Consider the following 22,115-nt stretch of genomic DNA (forward strand, 5'->3'; position numbering starts at 1 on the left):
GCTCAAAGCTGGCAACGCAGAGCGCCACTGGTCGTGTCGGTGGTACAACCCGCCGCAAAGCGAGCGGTGTTGAGCACTTGCGGCGACATGTACACGTCCAGCGGCTCCGGGGTCAGGCCTCGGGGATCCATGCGCTGGGTGAACAGAGGGCTGGCCTGCGGCGTGGTCGGAATGGCCGAGTGCGGTACGGTCGAGGCGATCAGTTGGGCGATGGATTCATCTCCGCCCCACGGCGTGTCGTTGATGAAGTAGGGCGCACGCTTGAGTGCCGAGTCGATATCCCGTGCGACCTGACGGCCACCGACCCCAGCGATGCTGCCGTACAGCCTGGCCGAGCCGGCAGTCGGCACGGTGAGGCGGCCAACCTGCAGAAGGCTGCCGTTCTGTGCGTTGCCGCCTGGTTTGCCGATGTTCAGTGCGCCGCTGCCGGAGGACAGGGTCAGCCAGGTGGTTGGGGCCAGAAGGCCGGTCATCACGATATCGTCGGAGGTGCTGAAGGTCGCCTTCTCGGAGAGGATCTTGGCCACGCTCTGCAACTCGATGCCGCCATTGCCGATGGTGATGCTGTCCGGCAGATATACTTCAGCGCCGCCGGTCTGCTTGAAGTCGCGCATCGCACGAATGGCGGCCTTGAAGATGATCGAGCCCCGATCATCGCTGTTGTGCACCGCCACGCCGCCTTGTTCGGCGGTTACCGTCCCTTCGAACACGAAGCCCTTGCCGCTCACCACGATACCGTCTGCGCCATCGGCCAGCAGATCGCCGGAGAAGCGGGTGAGGCCACCTGCCGCCGCTTGCTGAACGCTGCCCACCCGGACCTTGGAGGCGAAGTCGATGCTGTCGCCGGCGTCGAGGGTCAGGGTACCCAGCGCGGACTGCCCACCGACCGCACCCTCAACCCGAATGTGCTGTCCGGCGGACAGGGTCAGGGAAGAGCGGTTGCCACTGTCGAGGCTGGCGCCGAACGACAGGGAACCGCGGGTGCTGCTCAGCGACTGGTTGCCATCGAGGGTGACGGCGCCCTGATAGCGCTGGTCGCCAGTGGTCACCAGCGAGCCACCGTTGAAGCGCGTGCTGCCCGCTACGCTGAGGCTGGCGAGCGGGGCGCCTGCGCCTTGCTCGCCGCCGATCAGCGCATCGCCTTCGATACGCAGCGACTGCTCGCCGGCCACCCGGCCGCCTACGCCTTTGGCGAGGGTCACGCTACTGGCCTTGAGTACGGCATCGGTGTCGATCACCAGCTTCTCGGCGTAATGCTGGACGCCCGTGGTGGTCACATTACCTTTGAGGGTACCGGTACCGGTGATACTCAAGGTGGACAACGCCGTCGTAGCGCCGACGTCGGCCAGCGTTGCATTGCCATCGATGAGCAGCGATTGGCTTGCGCCCGGCCTGGCGTCCACGCCTGCCAGGAGGATCACTTCGCTGGCCTTGAGCACGGTATCGGTGGAGAGGGTAAGGTGTTCGCCGTAGCGCTGGGTGCCAAGGGTGTCGATAGGACCGCCGGCGATTTCCAGCACGCCACCGGCACTGGTTTGCAGCGTAGCGGCCTTGAGTGCCGTGCCGAAGTGGCTGGTACCGTCGCTGTCGATCTGCATCGCGCCGAGACGCTGCAGCCCGCCGACCACGCCATTGAAGCGCACGTCGCCGGTAGCACTGGCGATGTTCAGATCATGGCTGCCGTCCAGGCTGGAGGCCAAGGTGACGTTGCCGCCCGAGGTGTTCAGGCGGGTATCGCTGACCAGGGTTACGGCACCCAGATAGGTCTGGCTGCCACGGGTGCTGATCGAGCCACCCTGCAGCAGGGCGGCACCACTGATGCTCAGGGAAGACAGCGCCTGATCCTCGCCAACCGGCCCGCCAAGCACGGCATTGCCGATGATCGACAGTGCCTGGGCGCCGTTGGCACCTGCGGCCAGGGTCACCTGGGCGCCGCTGAGCAGGATGTCCGCGGCCAGATTCAGGCGTTCGCCGTAGTACTGATTGCCCGTGGTGTCCACATTGGCAGCGAGGCGCACGGAGCCCGGATCATCGGTATAGACCGAGGCCGCACGCACGCTGCTGGCGAAGTTGGAGTCGCCGGCGGTCTGCACACGAATGGCACCGGTGCGGGCCAGGCTGCCGATGGCGCCCAGGAAATTCACGTCGCCGGCATCGTTGCTGATCACCAGCAGGTCATGGGCGCCATCGACCAGACCGGCGAAGCTCACGCCTGCCTGCTGGCTGGTCAGGGTGCTGTTGCCAGCCAACTGCACATTGCGGTACTGCTGGGCACCCGAGGTGAGGATGTCGCCCGCGAGCAGCAGCCTGCCTGTGCCGCTGACATCCAGGCTGGCGAGCGCTTCGCTGGCGCCTACGCTGCCGTCGAAGCGCACGCTGCCGCTGCCATTGGCGATGCTCAGCGCCTGGTTGCCGTCCACCGTGCCGAGGACCACCGCGCCGTTGCCACTGAGGATATTCGTCGCGCCCAACAGATGGGTGGCGCCATTGACCGTGAAGGTGCCTCCAGTGGTCAGGTAATTGCCGCGCAGCGAGGTGTTGCCGCTGTATTGCTGGGCACCGTTGCTGTTTACCCCGACCAGACTGATGGCGTTGGCCTCGATGGACAGCGCCGTGAGGCCGCTGGCGACCTGTTGCAGGTCGACGTTGCCGTCGTTGGCCTTGATGGTAGCGGTCAAGGCATGGCCGGCGAGGGCGCCGACGAGGGTGATATCGCCTTGCTGCGCGGTCAGGTTCAGGGTTTTGCCGCTACCGCTGGTGGCAATGGCATTGGCGACGAAGCCCAGGTCGTTGGTGAAGTCGATATTGCCGGTGCCCAGCACGCTGAGCGCACTGAGTTGGCCCTTGTTGACGACCACCAGGTCGTTGGCGTTGCTGCGTACGTAGAGATTGCCGCTCTGGCTGTCGAGCGTGGTGAGCCCGCCCTGGCTGCCGCTGACGAAGCGCAAGGCCCCGGCGTTGAGGGCGATGCTGCGCGGCGTAAGGCCGTCACGCAGGATATCCACCGCACCTTCCACGCGCAGGTTACCGCTGGTGGTCAGTGCCGACTGCGGCAAGCGCAGCACACCACTGCTCAGTAGCGCCAGGTCGCCATTGACCGGGGCGAGCAACTGGGTGGCGTCCAGATCGCCCGTGCTGCTGAGGTAGAGCTTGCCATCGATGCCGATCTGCACCGCATTGGCGCCGATGCTCAGGGCTGAACTGTTGGTGATGGCGACCTGGCTGGCCGCATCGGCCAGGGTCAGTACGCCGATTCGGGTACGCAGCGCATCCACCGTGCCAGTCATCACATCGGTGACGCTGCCGATGTTGCCGTCGGCATTGATCGACAGGCTGTGAGCGCTCACGTTCTGCACGTCGTTGCCCAGGCGCGCGACATTGCCCGCCGAGATCAGGTTCACGCTGCCCAGGGTCTGGCCGGCGCTGAGGCTACCCAGCAGCAGGTCACCCAGGGCGTTTTGCAGGCGAATGTCATTGCCTGCGGCATCGCTGCTGGATACCACCGAGGCCGCCTGCAGGGGACCGGCGGCACGGATGTCGATCAGCCCGTTCTGGGTGCGCACGCTTTCCAGGCGCAGGCCCGCCGCGTTGCTGTCGACCAGATACAAGTCACCGTTACCACTGACCAGCGCGCTCAGGTTGCCGGTGCGGGTCTGCAGCGCACGCGCCACGTCACCGATGGCACTCACTGCGCGCAGGTCCACGGCCGAGCCGATGATCAGCGAGGTCTGCCCGTCGTCGGCCTTGATGGCCCCGCCGGACAGCTTGACGTCGCCACCGCCTGCGTTGACGTTGCCCACGTAGAGGTTGCCCGTGGTACTGGCGTCGATCAGGCCGCCGCTGGAAAGCAGGCTGCCGAGCAACAGGTCACTGCCGGCGCGCACGACGATTGCACCGCCGTTGGAGGCAACCACCGCCAGGGTGGAGGCTTCGCTGGGTGACAGGTAGATGTTGCCGCCTGCACTGCTCACCGTGACGTTGCGGCCGATGGTGTTGAGGCCTTGGCTGCTGCTGCCGACACCGCCAAGACCGCTACTGACGATATCGATGCCCTGACCACGGATCGCGCTGCTGCCGTTGAGCGCAAGAATGCTGACCGCGTTGAGGGCGATGTTGCCGCTAGCGGCATCCAATTGGTCGGTGGTGAGGTTGCCGCTGGCGTCGACGCGGATGTTGCCGCCCTGGGAGGTGGCCTGGGAGAGCAGCAGGTTACCGTTGGCCTTGATGAAGGTATCGCCGCCATTGCTCAGGGTGCGCAGGCCGCCGCTCATGTTGCTGGTTTCCAGGTGGATGTCACCGCTACCGTTGACCTTGGCGGTCACCGGGTTGACTCCGGAGGAGACCTTGACCGCTGCGTCGGCACTGCCGATGCCGTTGACGGCTTCCAGAACGATGGCCCCGGCGGTACTGCTCAGCGTTGCCGTGCCGGCCAGGATGCTGCCATTGGCGTTGAGCGACAGCGAACTGCCATTGCCGTATGCCAGGGCGCCGAGGAAGATGTCGCCGCCGTTACGCGTGACCACCGAGATATTGCCGCCGGCACTGAGGTTGTCCAGGCGCACGCTGCCCTGGTTGTCGAGGTTGATCACACCCGGTGCGGTGGCGCTGATGTTGCTGACCGAGGTGCGCAGGGCCAGGCCGGCGGAACCGATGGAGCCTGGTGTATAGGCGTTGGAGAGGTATGCGTTGCTGGCGCTGAGGCTCAGGCTGCCGGCGGTGATCAGCGAGTTGCCGTCGAGCGCAGTGATACTGCCGTCGCGCTGATAGCCCTGGCTGCTCAACACGACCTTGCCGGTGTTGCCGACGTTGATTGTGCCGATGCTCAGCGCCTGATTGGCATTGAAGGTGAAATTCAGGCCATTGCCGCTCAGGTTGCTGATGGCACTGTCGCTGAGGTTGGCCACCAGGCCGCTGGAGGTGACCGAAATGCTGCCGCCGGTGGCGTACTGGCTACGGTTGCGGGTGATGCTCAGGCTGTCCAGGGTGCGGTTGTTGTTGACGTAGATATTCTGCGCCGACACCAGGTCCAGATTCGCTGTGCTCAGGTTGATGGGCGTGCCGGAACTGCCGATGGAGTAGGTCTCCCCCGGGGAAACGTAATCGGCTGAAAGCCTTACGCTAGCGCCGGTGACGCGATTGCCGGACAAGCCCGCCAGATTACCCCGGCTGGCAGTCAGGGCAACGGCTGCGTCGGTGGCGTTGACGGTGCCGACGGTCAGCGCCCGGCCTGCGTTGAGGGTCACGCCGCCAGGTGCGACCACCGTATTGGCAACCAGGTTGAAGGACTCGTTCAGCGCGATGCTGCCGGTAGCGCCGCGCGCATTGCTGCGGGCGGTAGCCGTGAGCGTGGTGGTGCCGTTGTTCAGTGCCGAGGTGGTGATTGCGCTGACATTGCCGATGGAACCATAAGCATCCAGGGTCACCTCGGTGACATTCTGCAGCGTACCGCTGAGGATCGAACCGCCGGTGTTGGTGACGAACAGTTTGTTGCCATTGAGGTTGATCGAGCCCAGGGCGATATCGCCGACGCTGTTGTCCAGATAACTGTCGCCTCTGGCCGTGACGCCACTCAGTGCCGATGGGTTGCTCAGCGACACGCGCACGCCGCCGCCCTGGGCATTGGCGGTGACGTTGGCGGCGTCGGCGCGTACCACGGCATTGCTTGCGCCGATACTGCCGGATTGCGAATAGAGGTTCAGGGTACCGGTGGTGATGCCATGGGTGGCGTCGCCATCACCGCTGATCGAGGCGCCGCTGTTGAGCACGCTCAGACCCAGGCTGCTGGTCCTGCCCAGATCCATCTCGCCCAGCACCAGGCTGCGCCCGCTGCTGTAGGTCAGGCGCAGGCCCTGGCTGTCGCTGATGTTCAGCGTAGTGCCGCCGCTGGCGTCGCTTGCGGCGTAGCTCAGGCCGGTCGCCGCCAGCTGGTAGGTGGCCACATTGCCGCCGGCCTGGCGCTGGGTGTTGATGGCCAGCTCGTCGAGGTGCACATCGGCGGCCAGGAAATAGCTGCCGGTGACGTTCAGGTCCAGCAACGGCGCGGAGAACTTCAGGGCGCTGCCGCTGGCGCCAATGCCGGCTGCATCATAGGTCAGGAACGACAGTTTGGCGGCAGTCATGTAGCTGCTGCCGTCCTTGGCAGCAATGGCCTTGGCGCTGATCAGGCTGAGCTGCCCGCCGTTGCTTACACCGGTCGGCGAAGTGTTGAGGTTGCCGTAGAGCAGGTTGTGCTGCGCGGTACGGGCCGTGAAGTTGATACCGGTGCTGTCGCTGAGTTGGTCGATGAGCGTATTGGTGCCGTCATCGCTCGCTACCAGGGTCAGTGTCGGGGTGGCCGAGCCGAATGCCGGGCCCGAAGTGATGCTATAGCTGGCGCCGATGTTGCCTGCCTGGGTGTTGTAAAGGCTCAGCGCGGACAGGTCCAGGCTGTTGGCCACATAGATATCACGGCCGGCGCTGAGGTCGAGGCTCAGGGCGTGGCTGTCGAATACCGCTGCGCTCGTGCCGATCGCGCCGCTGGCAGCGAGCCGGACCACGTCGCCATTGAGGTCGGCACCCTGGCTGATCAGGTTGCCCGCGGCCGACAGCGAGATGCTGCGGCCACGCTGAGCGTCCACCGTGCTGACCTGGATGTCCTTGTCCGCGTAGAAGGAGAAGTCCACGCCGCTGGCGTCGCTGACCTGGCTGAGCACGTAGCGGCTGCCATTGTCGACGATGTCGAAGAGCAGCTGCGGCGCTGTTACCTGAAGCACGTTCTGGCGATTGGCCTGGGCATGGGTGTTGCTGACGTTCAGCGAGTAGAAATCCGTAGTGCCATCGACATACAGGTCGTTATCGCTGCTCAGGCTGAGGTCACGCACGTCGAGGCGCAGGTGCTTGGCAGCGCTGCCGATACTGCCGTTGGTGGCCTGCAGGACCAAGCTGGTGGCCTTTATCGAGGCATCACCGTAAAGGATCGAGGCGTCGTTGGTGATGCGTCCCGAGCCCAGGGTGAGGTTGCCCAGCGTCAGGTTGCCAACGCCGCTGTTGGCCACGTTGAGGTAGCCCGACACCGTGCCAGCCAGCTGCGAGGTGCTCAGCAGCAGCGGCGCCGAGCTGGCGTACACGCCGACCGACCTGGCGTTGAGGGTCACGCTGCCGGCACTGATATGCGCGTTGCTCGCCTGCCCCTGCAGCGTGCCACTGGTGGTCAAGGTGGCGCTTCCGGCGATCCCGGTGTTGACCGTGTTCACCGTCAGGGTATGTCCGGTATTGATCGTCAGTGCCAGATTGTCGGCCACCACGTTGTTCAGCCGCAGGCCAAACACCGAAGGGTCATAGCTGATGTTGCCCGCGCTGATGTTGTTCGCGGTGATGTTGTAGGCGGCAGCATTGCTGTTGTTGTTGACGTTGGCGGTCAGCGACAGGCTGGAGAGGTTGCCGCTGTTGCTGACCGACACGTCGCCAGCCGAACTCAATGCCAGCCTGTCGGTAGTGGTGCTGGTATTGAGGTAGCCCATGTAACTGGCGGCGGAAAGGCTGACCGCGCCCGAGGTGATGGTGCCGCCGCTGATCCCGGCGCGCAGGCCGGTGCTGGTGTTGTAGCCGGCGCTGCTGCTCAGGGTCACCGAGCCGCTGGTGCGGCTTCCGGTATTGAGGGTACCTACCGAGATGCCGCGGTCGCTGTCGAGACTGAAGTTCAGCCCGTTCTGAGTCAGCGAGTTGATCGAGGTCAGCGTGTTGCTGTCGCCCACGTTGAAGTTCAGGCCGCTGGAAGTCAGGCGGTAGGTGTAAACCGGGGCATTGGCGGCTGTGCTGCTATGGCGCAGGGTCATGCCCAGGGTAGTGAGTGCCCCGCTATTGGCCAGATACAGGTTGCCGGTGGTATAGACGCTCAAAGCTGACGTATTGAGGCGCAGGTAATTGTCGGCGAGGCCAATGCTGCCGTGGGCGAGATCATTGGAGTTGCGCTGAGCATGCAGGGTCACGCTGCCGGCAGTGATGGCGGTGCCCGATGCGTCTATCTGGCTGATGGTATTGCTCGCGCCGGCACTGGTCTTCAGGCTTACCGCCGTGTTGGCGATGATGCTGCCCACGGCGATGTTCTTGTTGCCGGTGAAGCTGAAGGTGTTCAGGCCACTGCCGGAGATGTCGACCAGGCGGTGGGTACCCGCGCCGTCATCGCTCAGGGTGTAGGTCTGGCCGCTGGCGGCGATGGCGAACAGGTTGCTCGAGTTGCCAGCGTTGTTGACGGTCAGCGCCAGGCTATTGAGCGCGCGGTCAGCGCTTACATGGAAGTTGCCCGCCGCTTCCAGGGACAGGTTACAGGTGCCGGACAACAACAGGGTGTTGTTATCGCCGCTGGCGCCGATCGAGCTGCCAGCTTTCAGGGCCACGGTATTGGCCGCGATATGGGTACCCGTGCTGCCATCGGTACCGATGCTGCCGGTGCTGCTCAGGCTTGCCGAACCGCCAGCGGTGTCGAGGTGGCCTACGCGGATGTTGGTGGCGTTGCCGGTGAAGCTGAAATTCAGGGCGCCAAGGGCGCTGATGTTCTGCAGGTAATAGGCGCCACCGGCATTGTCGACTGCAAAGCTGCCGATGTTGCCATCCACCAGCGAGATGCTGGAGGCCGCACCCTTGCCGGTCAGGCTCAAGTCGCTGAGGCTGCCTTGGTTGACCAGGTTCATACGGCCGTTGGCCGAGGCGGTCAGCTTGCCCGTTGCCAGCAGCAATGCGGTGTCGGCAGTGCCCAGGGTGCCGTTGGCATTCAGCGTGATGGCGGCGCCACGCAGGCGCGTGCCACTGTCGCCGTCATCCACCAGGCTGCCGTTGCCGCGCAGATAGAGGTTGGCGGTGCCGGCATCGATGTTGCCGAGTTTGAAGCTCGAACTCAGGTTGTAAAGCGCGATGTCACCGGCCTGTGCAACGGCTGTGACCAGCCCGTTACTGTTGAGCTGGAGCTCCTGGCCGACACTGCCCAGGGCGCCGTTGGCGGTCAGGGTGAGGTTGGCGCCGCTGACGGTGCCGGTGCCGTAACTCATGGAGCCGTTGGCGCTATTGAGGCGTACGTCTCCCGAGGCATAGATGCCGGCGAGCTGCAGGTCGCCCTGCAAGGCGGTGACGTTGATGTCGCCACTATAAGCGTTGGCGCGCAGCTGGGTCTGGTTGATCAGCGAGTTGGTAGGCATGGCCAGCAGCAACTCGACAGCACCCGCATAGGCGTTCGCATTGATTGACTGGGCGACCAGCGTCAGCGGCGTGGCATGGCTGCCAATGGAGCCGGCAGCGGCAGTCAGGGCCACGCTGGAAGCCAGTATGCGGGTTGCGCTGTCGCCATCGTCGAATATCGAGCCGTTGCTGCTGGTGAGATTCAGGTTGCCAGAGCGCGTCAGGTTGATGTCGCCCAGGCGCAGGTCACGGTCACCGTTGAAGGTGAAGCTCAGGCCGCTGATATCGGTCAGGGTATTGAAGCGGTAGCCCTCGGCTGCATCGCTCAGGTCGAGTACCAGAGACGGCGCAGTCAGGCGGTAGGTGTAGCGCGCTGCCGGGTCGGCATGCCGACTGGTGAGGTTCAGCGAGGCGAGATCGGCGAGGTTGTCGAGGTAGACGTTGCCAGCGCTGTTGAGCGTCAGGTCGGCGCTGTTGAGGTTCAGCGCCTGTGCGGCGTTACCCAGTGAGCCCGCTGCCGCGCTCAGCGAGACCCGGGCGCCGGTGATGCGACTTTGCGCATTGCCATCGTCGAGAATGTCACCGGCGGTGGCGCGCAGGGTGATGGCGGAGGCGGTGGAGCCGCGTACCTGGCCGATCACCAGGCTCTGGTCGCCCGTGAAGGAGAAGGTGTTCAGCAGGGCGCTGTCGACGTTGCTCAGCAGGTAGCGACTGCCATCGTTGCTGATGGCGAAGCCCTGGTAAGGCGAACTGACCTGCAGAACGTTGGCGCGGCCAGCCTCGGCATGCCGGTTGTCGATAAGCAGTGTATTGAGGTTGGCGTCGTTGTTCAGGTAGATGTCGCCACCGCTGGTAAGGCTCAGCGACTGGGCTTTGCTGGACAGCCTGGCGGTAGCCTCGCCCAGGTGCCGGGAGGCATTCAGGCTGACCTGACCGGCGCCGCTGGTGACGATGGCGGTGGTGCTGTCGCCGTCATCGAGGATGGAGCCGTCACGGCTGGTCAGGGTGATCTGCCCGTTGGCGCTGACGCTTACCAGTGTGCTGTCGCCGCTCTGGTTGACCAGGCTGGCCGACGAGGCGCCGGACACCAGGCGCTCTACACGCACGCTGCCCAACTGGTCGACCGCGACAGCGCCACGGCTCTGCACGTCGAGCTGCGCGGCAGCGGTATTGATGTTGACGTTGCCGCCCTCAGTGAGGGAGCTGTCCAGGGTGACCCGGCGACCGCTGACGCGCGTGCCAGAGAGGGAATTGACCATGCCGCTGCCGAGCAGGCGCAGCAGGACGTCGGCCGCGCTTCCCGAGCCGATGTCGCCCAGGAACAGGTTGCCGCTGGCCACTTCCAGGCGCACGCCATGGGTCGAGTCGCCGCTGGTGTTGAGCGATTGCAGGCGGGTGGCGGTGGTGGTGCCACTGGTCTTGAGGTCGATGGCACCGTCTGTGGAAAGCAGGTTCAGGGTGGCAGAGCTGCCGCTCAGGGTGGCGTAGATACCGCCACTGCCACTGCTGCCGCTCAGGGAGGTGGCGTTGCTGAGCAGGCGATTGCTCTGGCTGCCCAATGCGCCGGAGGCATTGAGGATCAGCGCACCTGCGTCCAGGATCAGACCGTTGCGGCTGAGGATGTCGCCGCCATTGGCGGTCAGCGTAACCGAGCGGTTGGTGGCGGTCAGGCCATTGAGGGTCAGGGCACCGCTGGTGGTCACGGCAACGTTGCCGGTGGCCAGCGCCGTGAGGTTCAACGCGCCCTGGTTGTTCAGGTAAAGGCCGCCGTTGAGTGCGCTGGCCTGGATAAGCGGGCTGGCGGTATTCAATGCTGCGGTGGTGGAGCCGATCTGGCCCGCCGCGTTCAACGTCAGCGATGCCGCGCGCAGCTGGTTGTCGGCGCCGGCCAGCAGGCTGCCGGTGCTCGAGGTCAGGGCCAGAGCACCGCTGCCCAGGTCGAGTCGGCCCAGCCGCATGCTGCGATCACCACTGAAGGTGAAGTCCAGGCCGTTCTGCGTCACCCGTTGCAGATCATATTCGCTGCCATCGGCCATGGCGAAATCGAGACCATTGGAGGACAGCGCGTAGGTGTTGCTGGCAGTTGGCAGAATGTGCCGGCTGGTGATCGACAGGCTGTTCAGGCTGCCATCGTTGGTCACGTTGAAATGCCCGCCGGTTTGCAGGGTCAGCGCCGAGGTCGAGGTTCGCAGCGCAGTGTTGGCGGTGCCCAGATTGCCCGTGGCGGCCAGCAGCGCAACCCGTGAGCCGCTGATGCTGGCGTTGTCGGACAGGCTGGCGATGGAACCGGCGATGGTCTGTACGGTGGCGTTGCCGCTGCCGGCTGCAAGCGCATTGCCCAGGGTGATGCCGCTGTTGGAAACCAGGGAAATGTCGCCGCCGGCGGTGGTCAGCTTACCGATGTTGCTCAGCGTGCTGCCTACACCCAGCGCTTCCAGGGTGATGGCGCCGCCCCGGGTACGGATTTCGGTGGCCGCATCGGCGAAGACGATACCGTCGCTCTTCAGCGAGCGCAGGGTGAAGCTGTTGCCGCTGGTGGTTTTCAGATCGATCAGGTTGCTGGCCATCTTCTCGATGGTGATCAGGCCATCGGCCTCCAGCGTGATGTTGGCGTTGGCTGCCTGGCCTTCCAGCCAGCCACGGCTGACCTGGTTGCCGCTGTTGCTGGCGGCACTGGCATCGGTGATGTTCAGGGTGGCCGGGTCGATCAGCAACTCGCCGGTCTTGCCCTTGGCCGCGCTGAGGTCGACGTCGCCTGCCAGGACGATGGTGTCGCGGCTGGAAACCTCGCTGAAACCGCCGTTACCGCCCTGGGCGCCGCCCTTGGCGGAGATGCTGCCTTCGAAACGGGTGTTCTTCTCTGCCAGCAGGGTGACCTTGCCGCCGTCCCCCTTGGCCGTCGCGTCGGCTGCAAGGGTCGCGCCCTTGGCCACGGCCACGCTGCCCTTGGCCCAGGCCGAGCCATCCTTGCCGTCGCTGCCCAGGGCGATCTGGCCACCGCCAGCCTGGCCCGACACGTCAATACGCGTACCGGCAGCCACGCTCACGTCACGGCCGGTCACGGCCAGGCTGCCGCCACGCTCGCCAGTGCCAGAGCCAGTCGCCGTGACCTCTCCGGCAATGCTCACCGCGGCATCGCCGCCGGACAGTACGATCTTGCCGTTCTTCGCCCCCACCGAGTTGGCGGTGATTACGCCGTCGGTATTGATGACGTTGTCGATCACCCCCTGCACCGCACGTGCCGACAGCTCGATCGAGCCACCGTCGGCGGAGATACGCCCGCTGTTGACCACCAGCGCCTTGCCCTGGTTGCCCACCGGCGCCTGCGTGACCACCGAGTTGGCGCTGAAACTGAGCAGGCCATCGCCCTGGAAGTCCAGGGTAAAGGTCTCGGCGCCGCCCAGGGCAACCTTGCCGAGGCGAGCCTCGATGGTGCCGGCGTTTTCCACGCCAGGGGCGACCAGGGCGGCCAACCCGGCATCACGAATGCTGATGTCGCCGTGGTTGACGATGCGTGCGTCCTTGTTCGCCGATGCCTGGTTGAACCCATAGTTGCCAGCCATGAAATCGGCGTCATTGATATTGGCGGTAGTGGCCACCAGGCCGCCGACATCGACCCGCGAGCCGGCGCCGAAGACCACGCCGTTGGGGTTGACCAGCATGACCGTGCCGTTGGCATTGAGGCTGCCGAAGATCGCCGAAGGGTCGTTGCCGGTAACCCGGTTGAGGGTCACGCTCTTGGCACTCGGCTGCTGGAAATTGACCGTTTCACCGGCGCCGATGCTGAAGCTCTGCCAGTTGACGATCGCCTTGTTGCTCGACTGAACGACGTTCAGCGTATCCGGTGTGGCCTGCACGATGCTGGCGTTGCCGGCGACCACGCTGCCACCAGCCGGGTTGGCGTACGCCTGCACGCCGAACAGCGAGCCAAGCAGATAAACGCTGGCGGTCGCCCCGAACAGGGTGGTCAGGGTGCGCTGGTGCGCCCCCGAGATGTGCCGGGTAGCCTGGGCCAATGGCGTGTGGTGCACGATCACCGGGCGGCTGGAGCTGGCGGCTGCTTTGCTGGAGCGAGCGGTGCGGCGGGAAATGAATGGGCTCATGGCAGGCGCTCGCTATCAGTAATGGGCTACGAGGCTGAAGAATGCGCGTGCATCGCGGTCATTTTCAGTCTGTACATCGCGGTTGAGGGGCTTGGCGATTTCAGCGGTGGCATACAGATTGGCGAGCAGGTTGACCCGCACGCCCAGGCCGGTGGAGAACAGGTTCTGGTGACCTTCGAAGCGTACTTCGCCCTTCGACCAGACCTGGCCTGCGTCATAGAAGGCGTAGTACTGAGCGCCGTGCGGCAGGGCGGGGATTCCGAAGTGGTTGTAGCGCAGTTCGAGCGAAGCGGCCCAGCCATTGTCACCGGCTACCTCGCCGTCATCGAAGGCACGGCCGAAGTTCGGGCCGCCCAGGGCGATTTCCTCACTGGCCAGCAGGGGGCGGTTGGTGACCTGACCCGTGGCGGTACCAAGCAGGCTGAAGTTGCCGGCCAGTTGCTGGACACGCGTCAGGTCTGCAGTGACCTTGGTGAAGTCGCTGCGGCCATTGAAGCGCGACGCGTAGTCGGAGCCCAGGTCGCTGGCATTCATCAGGTCCAGACCCTGATGCAGGGTGGCGCGCGCGGCAGTGACACCCTTCCAGCTATCGGCGCGGTCGTAGCTCAGGCCAGCGCGCAGGATACGCAGGCGGTCGCGGTTGAAGGCGTCATCGGCGATATCGGTGTACACGTTGCGATACTCGAACTCACCGAACACACGCAGGTTTTCGCGACGCGAACGAATCAGCGGATAGGTGAGGGCGGCCACCTCGGAGATCACTTTGCTCTCCACGTCCAGCTCTTCGAGTTCCAGCCCCGGTTTCGAATTGGCATAGGAGCTGGACAGCGAGCCGGTCAGCCCGTTGCTGCTGAGCAGGGCGTCGTATACCCCGCCGACCGACCAGGAGCGATCCACGGGCAGCGAGGTGCGGGCATTGAGCGTCAGGCGGTCAGCCCGGCTGGCAAAGGAGTTGAGGCTGGCGCTGGCGCTCAGGCCGCCGTCACCCAGGTACTTGGAGTTGCGGTTATCCAGCGACAGGCTGGCATCGACGGCCTTGCGCTCGGTATTGACCACGATGACCGAGCCGCCCAGTTCGCTCGGCGAGGGCTCGAGACTGCCACGCACGGTGAGGCCGGGCAGATCGTTGGCGAGTAGCAGTCGACGCTCGATATCGGCGACGTTGATTGGGCGGATGCTGCGCAGCGGCTCGATCAGCCTGGCCACGGCCGCTTTGGCCGGGCCTATGTCATCGGGGAAGACCACGTCGGAAACGAAGCCCTCGATCACCTGAATGCGGAACTTGCCGCCGTCGATCTCCTGGGCAGGGACCACCACCCGCGTGGTGACATAGCCGGCATTTCGATACTTCACTTCCAGCGCATTGGCGATGGCGAACAGGTCGCGAACCGTCACCTGCTGATTGAGCTTGTCGCGATACAGGGGCTCCAGCTCTTCACTGGAAAACACCGTCACACCCTCGATCTGCACTTGCTGCAGGGTCAGGGTGAAATTCTCTGCGCCTTGGGGTGCTTGAACAGCGGGCGCCTGCGGTACCAGGATCGGGCCGCCTGTGGTCGATGGTGTCGGCATCACCGGCAACGGCGCCTGACGCCCTGGCTCTGCAGCCTGGGGGATCTGGGCAAAAGCCGGGAGAGCAGCAGACAGGCCGACCAACAACAGCGCCGGGGGAATGGCGCGCAGAGAATTACGCATGCTTATCGCATCCTGCAAGACAAACGAAAGGGAGGAGGGTGATGGCTATCTGCCGAGAGATGTCAGTGTGGCGCTGGATCCGCACGTCTCAAATTGACTCAACGCAAGGAACTGGCCCACATTTTGGCGCGATACTAGTCACAACGATGACGCTGTAATACTGGCGCTCGACGGACTGCACTACCGCTTGTCGCCAATCATTCAACATGCCGAACTCTTTGAACGGTATCTTGTCAGTGGCGGCGCCGAACATGGCGCTTCGTTACTTTCCGACTGACAGCCCGCGCAAGCTTTTCTGCGGCCACCGCGCTGTTTCCAGTGTTGATGGGTGGCCCAGTGATTTGACGGGCAAGCTTCAGTAATACGCGTCCCGATGGCAGCGTTGTGGCTGCGAGACCTTGCTATAGCTGGTTGCCGAATCAGTGCGGCGAAGGCGCCTTTGGGAAGCGGTGTCTGTCACCCACGCGGTCGCCATAGGCGCATAAGAATGGCCAATGCTGGTCGTGGAGGTGAATCGATGGTTTGCGGGCTAGGCGAGTTTTGTCTGAATGCTGCTGAGGGATAGGTGCTGAAACGCAGGGGGATACCCGCGGTGCTCCACCCTGAGCAGGGCAAAGCCCGGAAAGGCGCTTCATCATGCCGGGAGCCTGCTGCTGAACTGACCTGGCGCCTGCGCTCCGGTAGCGTGCGTAGCTCGATGACGTTGTAGCCGCAGAGCGCGCAGCTGCTGCGGGCTGTCCAGAGGGGCGGCCGAGCCAGCCGGCCACTCCGGTGCATGTCAAACCGCAGCCCAGGGGCTGGTTTGCTGCATCACCCCGCGAGTGGCATGGAGGCTCAGTGCGGCGCCTGTCGCCGCGCCGTCTTCAGCAGGTCCTCGGGGCTGATATGGCCAACCACCTGAGCGGCGGCGCTGCCTGGTTGCGGCAGGTCGAGGATATGGCCCTTCATCTTGCCGATCACGTGCATCTCGCACGGCTTGCAGTCGAACTTCAGGGTCAGCACTTCGTCGCCGTGCACCAGCTGCATCGGCGCCACCTTGGTCCTCACGCCGGTGACGCCCTTGGCCTGCTTCGGGCACAGGTTGAAGGAGAAGCGCAGGCAGTGCTTGGTAATCATCACCGGCACTTCGCCTTCTTCTTCGTGTGCCTCGTAGGCGGCGTCGATCAGCTGCACGCCGTGGCGATGGTAGAACTCGCGGGCCTTGTGGTTGTAGACGTTGGCCAGGAACGACAAGTGCGATTCCGGGTACACCGGTGGCGGGTTGCTCTCGGCCTTGCGGCTGCCGCGCGGGTGAGCGGCTACACGGGCTGCGGTCAGCGCTTCGATAGCCTCGCGGCGCAGGCTTTTCAGCTGCGAGTTGGGCACGAAGAACGCTTGGGGCGCGTCCAGCTGCACGCCTTGGGCGTGGTAGATGGTAGTGCCCAGTTGTGTGAGCAGGTCGCGCAGGCCTTCGAGGGCCTGTTCCGGCTTGTTGGCGGGGCCGAAGGGGCCGGCCAGGCTGACACGGGTGCTGATGCCTTCCTCGCTGGTAGCGGTCAGGTTCAGGTGCTCTTCGCGCAGTTCGGCTTGCCACTGGATGCCGATGCGGCGCTCCGCCGAGGTCTTCTGCAGCGCCTGCTGCCAGTTATGGTCGAGGTTGCGGCTCAGCGGATGGTTGGGGCGCAGGCGGAACATGCCGGCCGGCATTTCGTTGGGCTCGACGCGGTAGCGGTAGCGCTTCTCGCCGTCTTCCTCGAACTCACCTTTCAGCTCGGCGATGTTGGCCCGGAAACCGACCACCTCGCGTTTGACCAGCACGTTGAGGCCGTCGCCGTTGGACAGCGGCTCATGGGTCACGGCGATCAGGTCGCGCTTGTTCACCTTCTCGACATGACCGACAGAGAGCCCGGTAAAGGTCGGTGAGTCGAAGGCGCCGATATCCACCTTGCGGTCGGTGACGAAATAGTCGGTGCTGCCGCGGTGGAAGGTCTTGTCCGGGTCCGGTACGAAGAAGTGCGCGGTGCGGCCGCTGGAGGCGCGGGCCAAGTCCGGGCGGTCTTCGAGAATCGCGTCGAGCTCGCGGCGGTAGTGGGCGGTGATGTTCTTCACGTAGGCCACATCCTTGTAGCGGCCCTCGATCTTGAACGAGCGCACGCCGGCCTCGACCAGGGCGCGCAGGTTGGCGCTCTGGTTGTTGTCCTTCATCGACAGCAGGTGTTTCTCATAGGCGATGACCCCGCCTTTCTCGTCCTTGAGGGTGTAGGGCAGGCGGCAGGCCTGGGAGCAGTCGCCACGGTTGGCGCTGCGCCCGGTCTGGGCATGGGAGATGTTGCACTGCCCGGAGAAGGCCACGCATAGCGCACCATGAATGAAGAACTCGATGGCCGCATCGGTTTCATCGGCAATGGCGCGAATTTCCTGCAGGTTCAGCTCGCGGGCCAGCACCAGCTGGGAGAAGCCGGCCTGGTCGAGAAATTTGGCCCGGCCCAGGGTGCGGATATCGGTCTGGGTGCTGGCGTGCAGCTCGATGGGCGGAATGTCCAGGTCCAGTACGCCCAGGTCCTGCACGATCAATGCATCCACGCCGGCGTCGTAGAGCTGATGGATCAGCGCGCGCGCCGGCTCCAGCTCGTCGTCATGCAGGATGGTGTTGATGGTGGTGAAGATGCGCGCGTGGTAATGACGGGCGAACTCCACCAGCTTGGCGATATCGCTCACCTCGTTGCAGGCATTATGCCGCGCGCCGAAGCTCGGGCCGCCGATGTAGACGGCGTCGGCGCCATGCAGAATGGCCTCGCGGGCGATCTCGACATCGCGGGCAGGGCTGAGCAGTTCCAGGTGGTTCTTGGGCAAGGACATGTTTTTTCTTTATGGGCTGAGCACGGGCAAGGCGCGCATTGTACCGGGCCGCTGGCGCATCGGCACCCGTGATGTGCCGGACGGCTGGCAAGGCTGTCGGCGACCCGCCATCTGTGGGACAGTAGCGGCCTTTTTTCAGGGGGCGTTTTTCGATGGATAACAAAGGGCTCGAAAAGCTCGATCAGCTGTTGCTCAAGTACGGCAACGACGACTCGATTCTTTCCGCCAGTGAACTGGATGGCTATTTCGCGGCCATCGTTTCCGGACCGCGGCGGATCGACCCTGGCCTCTGGTATCCGCCTATCTGGGCCGAGCAATTGCCCAAGTGGGCGAGCGACAAGGAAGGCGAGCATTTCACCACCCTGGCCGTCGAGCTGATGAGCGAAGCGGCGTACATGCTTGATGAGGAGCCTGATGACTACCAGGCGATCTTCCTGGCCGACAGCAATGGCAAGGGTGAAAAGCTCATCGTGTCGCAGTGGTGCGCGGGCTACCTGCGCGGTGCCCAGGTTGCCGGCTGGATCGAGGCCGAACTGCCTGAAGCGCTCCAGGCTTCGCTGGCCACTATCCGGCTGCACGGTGAGGAAGAGGGCATGGACGCGCTCAACGCCATGTCCGATGAGGCGTACGACGCCTCTGTGGCCACCGTCGAGCCGGCCGCCGTGGCGCTGTACCAGTACTGGCAGCAGCATCTGGAGCCGGTGCTGCCGGCACGTCGCGAAGAGGCCAAGGTCGGCCGCAACGATCCGTGCAGCTGCGGCAGCGGCAAGAAATACAAACAGTGCTGCCTGCGTAGCTGAACGCGGCAGGTCACGGCACAGGCCGTGGGTCGATGGGCAGCAGCTCATCGGCACTGCCGGACAGCTGTACCGCATCCTGCATCGCCAGCCACCAGTTCTCCTGCCAGCGCAGTACCTGCATGTGATGGCCCTGGGTACTGAGCTGGTGGCGCTGGGGTTTGCTCGAATGATCGAGTTGCGAGGCCAGCACGCGGTTGCACAGCCACTCGTGGAACTGCGCGGCGCGAGCTGACGGGCAGTGGTGGCTCAGTTGCAGCACGTTGCACAGGTCGATCATCGCCTGGGGCGACTGCTGGTTGCCGAACAGGATGCCGCCAGGCCGGCAGTGATCGAGCATCGCCGCCTGGCTGTCGCCGTAGCACAGGGCTGAGCAGACGGCGTCTGCGCAGAACCACAGGCGCCCATCGATGCTGGTGCAGACGGTGATCGGTTGGCCGTCGAAATGAAAGGGTCCTACCGTGTTCATGGCACCTCCTGTGCGCGTTCAACCTCGTATTGCCTGTCATGAAACCATGAATTTAATTTACAATTAAACCGTATGTTCAATCTAGCATGGAAGCGGAATTTAACGTCCGCCCATGACCGAAAAAACCGAATTTGCCCAGCGCCTGCGCGATGCCATGCTCGCCGCCGGCTACCCTGATCGTCCTGCCGTGCTGGAGCGGGAATTCAACTCCCGCTACTGGGGGCGTTCGGTAACCTTCCAGGCGGTGTCGCGCTGGCTGCGCGGCCAGGCCATTCCCTCCCAGGACAAACTGCAGGTGTTGGCCGACTGGCTGCGTATCGAGCCCCAGGCGCTGCGCTTCGGTGAGCGTGCCGCCCTGGCGGTGCGCGAGCAGCGCAATCGTTGGGAAGATCCGCTCTTCTACCCCGAGCGGGAAGCCGTCGAGGCCTTTCTCGCCTTGCCGTCTGCGCAGCGCAAGGTGGTCCGTGATGTGATCATGGCCTTTGCAAAGACAGCCGAGCCCACGGATAGCGCCAAGTAAGTCCTTTTTCGGCGAGGCCGTGGCGCCGGAAAACGGTGCCAGGCCAATCCGCCTGCGCATCTGAGTAAGGCCGGGCAGCGTCTGCAGCCCGCCGTGCGAGCCCGGCGGTGCGCCGGTTAACAAGCCGGCGGCCGCGGTGCCAGCATCGCCCGGGCCGCCGTTGCTACGTCTAGTTGAGCAGCTCGCCGAACGCCTTGTCCGCTTCCAGTACGGCCGGCAGGGCCTCGAACAGCTTGGCCAGGTCCACACCCTCGAACAGTGGGCCTTCCAGGTCCTGTTTGGCTTCATCGGTCAAACCGTGGGCCTCCAAGCTCTCCTCGACGTGGATCGCCTGCGCCACCAGGCGAGCATACTGGCTGTCGCCTGGCGCCTGGGCCGGTTTGTTCTGGTAGGCGATAGCGTTCTGGATCAGCGCCGGTAGCTGCCAGCGTCGCGCCAGCTCGGCGCCGACTTCGGGGTAGCCGAAGCCCAGTTGCAGGGTTTCCGCTGCAGCCTGGGCAGCCGCTTCGCGTTGCGGATGGCGGTTCAGGCGGCGAGCAAAGTCCGGGGCGCCGGTCTGGATCAGTAGCTCGCCGATGTTGTACATCATTCCACAGGTAAAGGCGGCATCCGGGTCGAGCTTCGACAGTTTGGCCAGGGCGCGGGCGATGCTCGCCACGCGGAAACTGCGCAGCCAGAATTTTTTCAGGTTGAAGCCGGTATCGACCTTGAAGGCGCCGGTCATGGCCGAGGCCAGTACCAGGGTGCGCAGGGTGTTGAAGCCCAGGCGCATGGCGGCATCTTCCACGCTGCTGGCATCGCGCGAGCCGCGAAAGCGCGCCGAGTTGGCCAGGCGCAGCACCTTGGCGGCGACCACCGGGTCGCGCTCGATATTGCGCGCCACGCTTTCCAGGTTGGTGGAGGGGTTGTCGAATTGCTGGATCAGGTCCTGGGCGACCTTGGGCACGGTGGGGAGGGTGTGCAGTTCCGCGAAAAGGCTAGCAATATCCATATGAGGCTCCTGGGAAAAAACCGGGGGTCGATATGGAGTTTCAGCATAGCCGCGCTACTGGTGGGTGCCAGGCCTTGGGCGGGGTTTTTCGTCGCGCCAGAGGGCGTTGCAAAGCGAAAAAGCCCAGCTTTTCAATGTTGATTCATGGGCGACCGTGGGCAGAAGTCAGCATTGCCGGCCACCTGATTGCGGCGCGCACGTTTGCCCATATAGGCCTCCGTCGGTCGCATTTATCCGATCCTCCAGTCGCTCGTTGCCTTGGCCGAGGGGAAGGGCGGCAGTCCATGACCAGGGTGAAGGATCATGCCCGCTCCGGCCGGGCATGATCGAGCCGCTCACACCAGCGTCGCGCCCCGTGCGTTGATGAAGATCGAATAGAGCGCGTGGCTGCTGGCCATGAACAGGCGATTGCCTTTCTCGCCGCCAAAGCACAGGTTGGCGCAGCGCTCTGGCAGCGTAATATGGCCGATGGCCTTGCCTTCGCTGTTGAACACCCGCACGCCGTCGAGCTTTTCCGGCTCGCTTTCAGGCGAGCCGTTGCTGCCCCAGCCGCACCACAGGTTGCCGAACTCGTCGCACTTGATGCCGTCCAGGGCGCCGGTGTCGGTGGCTTCGATGTGTTTGCGGCGTGGGCCGAGGCTGCCGTCGTCGTTCACTGGGTAGGCCCACACCAGGCGGTTGGGTTTGGCACGCCCTTCGACGATGTACAGGGTCTTCTCGCCCGGTGAGAAGCACAGGCCATTGGGGCCGCCCAGGTCGTCGGCCACGCGAGTGACCTGCCCGGTTTCGCCATCGATGCGGTAGACGCCATGGGGCAGCTCCGGCTCGATCTTGTAGCCCTCGTAGAAATTGCCGGTCTGGAAGGGTGGGTCGGTGAACCACACCGAGCCGTCGCGCTTGACCACCACGTCGTTCGGCGAGTTGAAGCGCTTGCCGTCGAATTTATCGGCCAGCACGGTGATGCGCCCGTCGTGTTCGGTACGAGTGATGCGCCGCCCCAGCTCCTGGGTGGTGGAGCCTTCGCAGGCGATCAGGCGGCCCTGGGTGTCGCGCACCAGGCCGTTAGCATAGTTCGAGGGCTGGCGGTAGACGCCCAGGGTCTGGCTGATCTCGTCCCAGCGCATGATGCGGTTGTTGGGAATGTCGCTGACCAGCAGATAGCGGCCGTCACCGAACCACACCGGGCCTTCTGCCCAGCGCAAGCCATCGGCGAGTTTCTCTACGCTGGCGTTGAAGAGACGCAGCTGTAAAAAGCTGTCATCGAGCGCCTGCACTGCGTTGTCGGGATAGCGCAGGCCAAGCGGCTGTGCGGCGCTTGCCAGTTGTGGCAGCAATGAGCCGGCACTGGCGGCAGCGGCGGAGCAGATCAGTGAATGCTTGAGGAAGCGGCGGCGCGAGCTGCCAGTTTGCGGCGTGTCGTTCATGTCATGTCCCTTCTTGTTATTGTCGAGCCGAAGCGGCGCTAACAACTTACAAGATGTACGATGACTGTGAAAGATCTGTCGCGCCTGAATGCCGGCGCTGGATAATGAATTTTCTAATTTATTGATAG

8 protein-coding genes are annotated in these 22,115 nt (G+C 64.3%); 2 read left to right on the forward strand and 6 right to left on the reverse strand.

Annotated features, from left to right (window positions below; translation table 11 throughout):
• Nucleotides 1-2 precede the first annotated feature (2 nt).
• The 3 genes from BM154_RS12775 to BM154_RS12785 form a co-directional block, all read right to left on the reverse strand.
• Nucleotides 3-13,253 carry a two-partner secretion domain-containing protein gene (locus tag BM154_RS12775; RefSeq protein WP_074884245.1) on the reverse strand — a complete coding sequence of 4,417 codons (13,251 nt, stop codon included), beginning with the start codon at nucleotides 13,251-13,253 and terminating at the stop codon, nucleotides 3-5.
• Nucleotides 13,254-13,268: 15 nt separating this feature from the next.
• The gene (locus BM154_RS12780; RefSeq protein WP_074884248.1) at nucleotides 13,269-14,948 is read right to left on the reverse strand and encodes a ShlB/FhaC/HecB family hemolysin secretion/activation protein; all 1,680 of its coding nucleotides are present in this window, start codon (nucleotides 14,946-14,948) and stop codon (nucleotides 13,269-13,271) included.
• Nucleotides 14,949-15,782: 834 nt separating this feature from the next.
• Nucleotides 15,783-17,786: a peptidase U32 family protein gene (locus tag BM154_RS12785; protein ID WP_074884251.1), complete on the reverse strand. Its 2,004-nt coding sequence runs from the start codon at nucleotides 17,784-17,786 to the stop codon at nucleotides 15,783-15,785.
• A gap of 152 nt (nucleotides 17,787-17,938) precedes the next feature.
• Between BM154_RS12785 and BM154_RS12790 the strand changes: the two genes are divergently transcribed.
• Nucleotides 17,939-18,586, forward strand: a complete 648-nt coding sequence (locus BM154_RS12790; RefSeq protein WP_074884254.1) for a UPF0149 family protein — start codon at nucleotides 17,939-17,941, stop codon at nucleotides 18,584-18,586.
• A gap of 10 nt (nucleotides 18,587-18,596) precedes the next feature.
• Here BM154_RS12790 and BM154_RS12795 read toward each other — a convergent pair whose 3' ends face one another.
• Entirely contained in the window at nucleotides 18,597-19,052 is a 456-nt protein-coding gene (locus BM154_RS12795) for a BRO-N domain-containing protein (RefSeq protein ID WP_074884258.1), read from the reverse strand.
• A gap of 112 nt (nucleotides 19,053-19,164) precedes the next feature.
• Between BM154_RS12795 and BM154_RS12800 the strand changes: the two genes are divergently transcribed.
• Nucleotides 19,165-19,572, forward strand: coding sequence for a transcriptional regulator (locus BM154_RS12800; RefSeq protein ID WP_074884261.1), 408 nt, complete (start codon nucleotides 19,165-19,167; stop codon nucleotides 19,570-19,572).
• A 169-nt stretch (nucleotides 19,573-19,741) separates the two neighbouring features.
• Here the strand turns inward: BM154_RS12800 and BM154_RS12805 are convergent, their stop codons facing one another.
• Nucleotides 19,742-20,563, reverse strand: a complete 822-nt coding sequence (locus tag BM154_RS12805) for an HDOD domain-containing protein (RefSeq protein WP_074884264.1) — start codon at nucleotides 20,561-20,563, stop codon at nucleotides 19,742-19,744.
• 335 nt (nucleotides 20,564-20,898) lie between these two features.
• Nucleotides 20,899-21,987, reverse strand: coding sequence for an SMP-30/gluconolactonase/LRE family protein (locus tag BM154_RS12810; RefSeq protein ID WP_074884268.1), 1,089 nt, complete (start codon nucleotides 21,985-21,987; stop codon nucleotides 20,899-20,901).
• Nucleotides 21,988-22,115: the final 128 nt, after the last annotated feature.

Origin of the sequence: Phytopseudomonas argentinensis (assembly GCF_900113905.1) — a bacterium.
Classification (GTDB): domain Bacteria; phylum Pseudomonadota; class Gammaproteobacteria; order Pseudomonadales; family Pseudomonadaceae; genus Aquipseudomonas; species Aquipseudomonas argentinensis.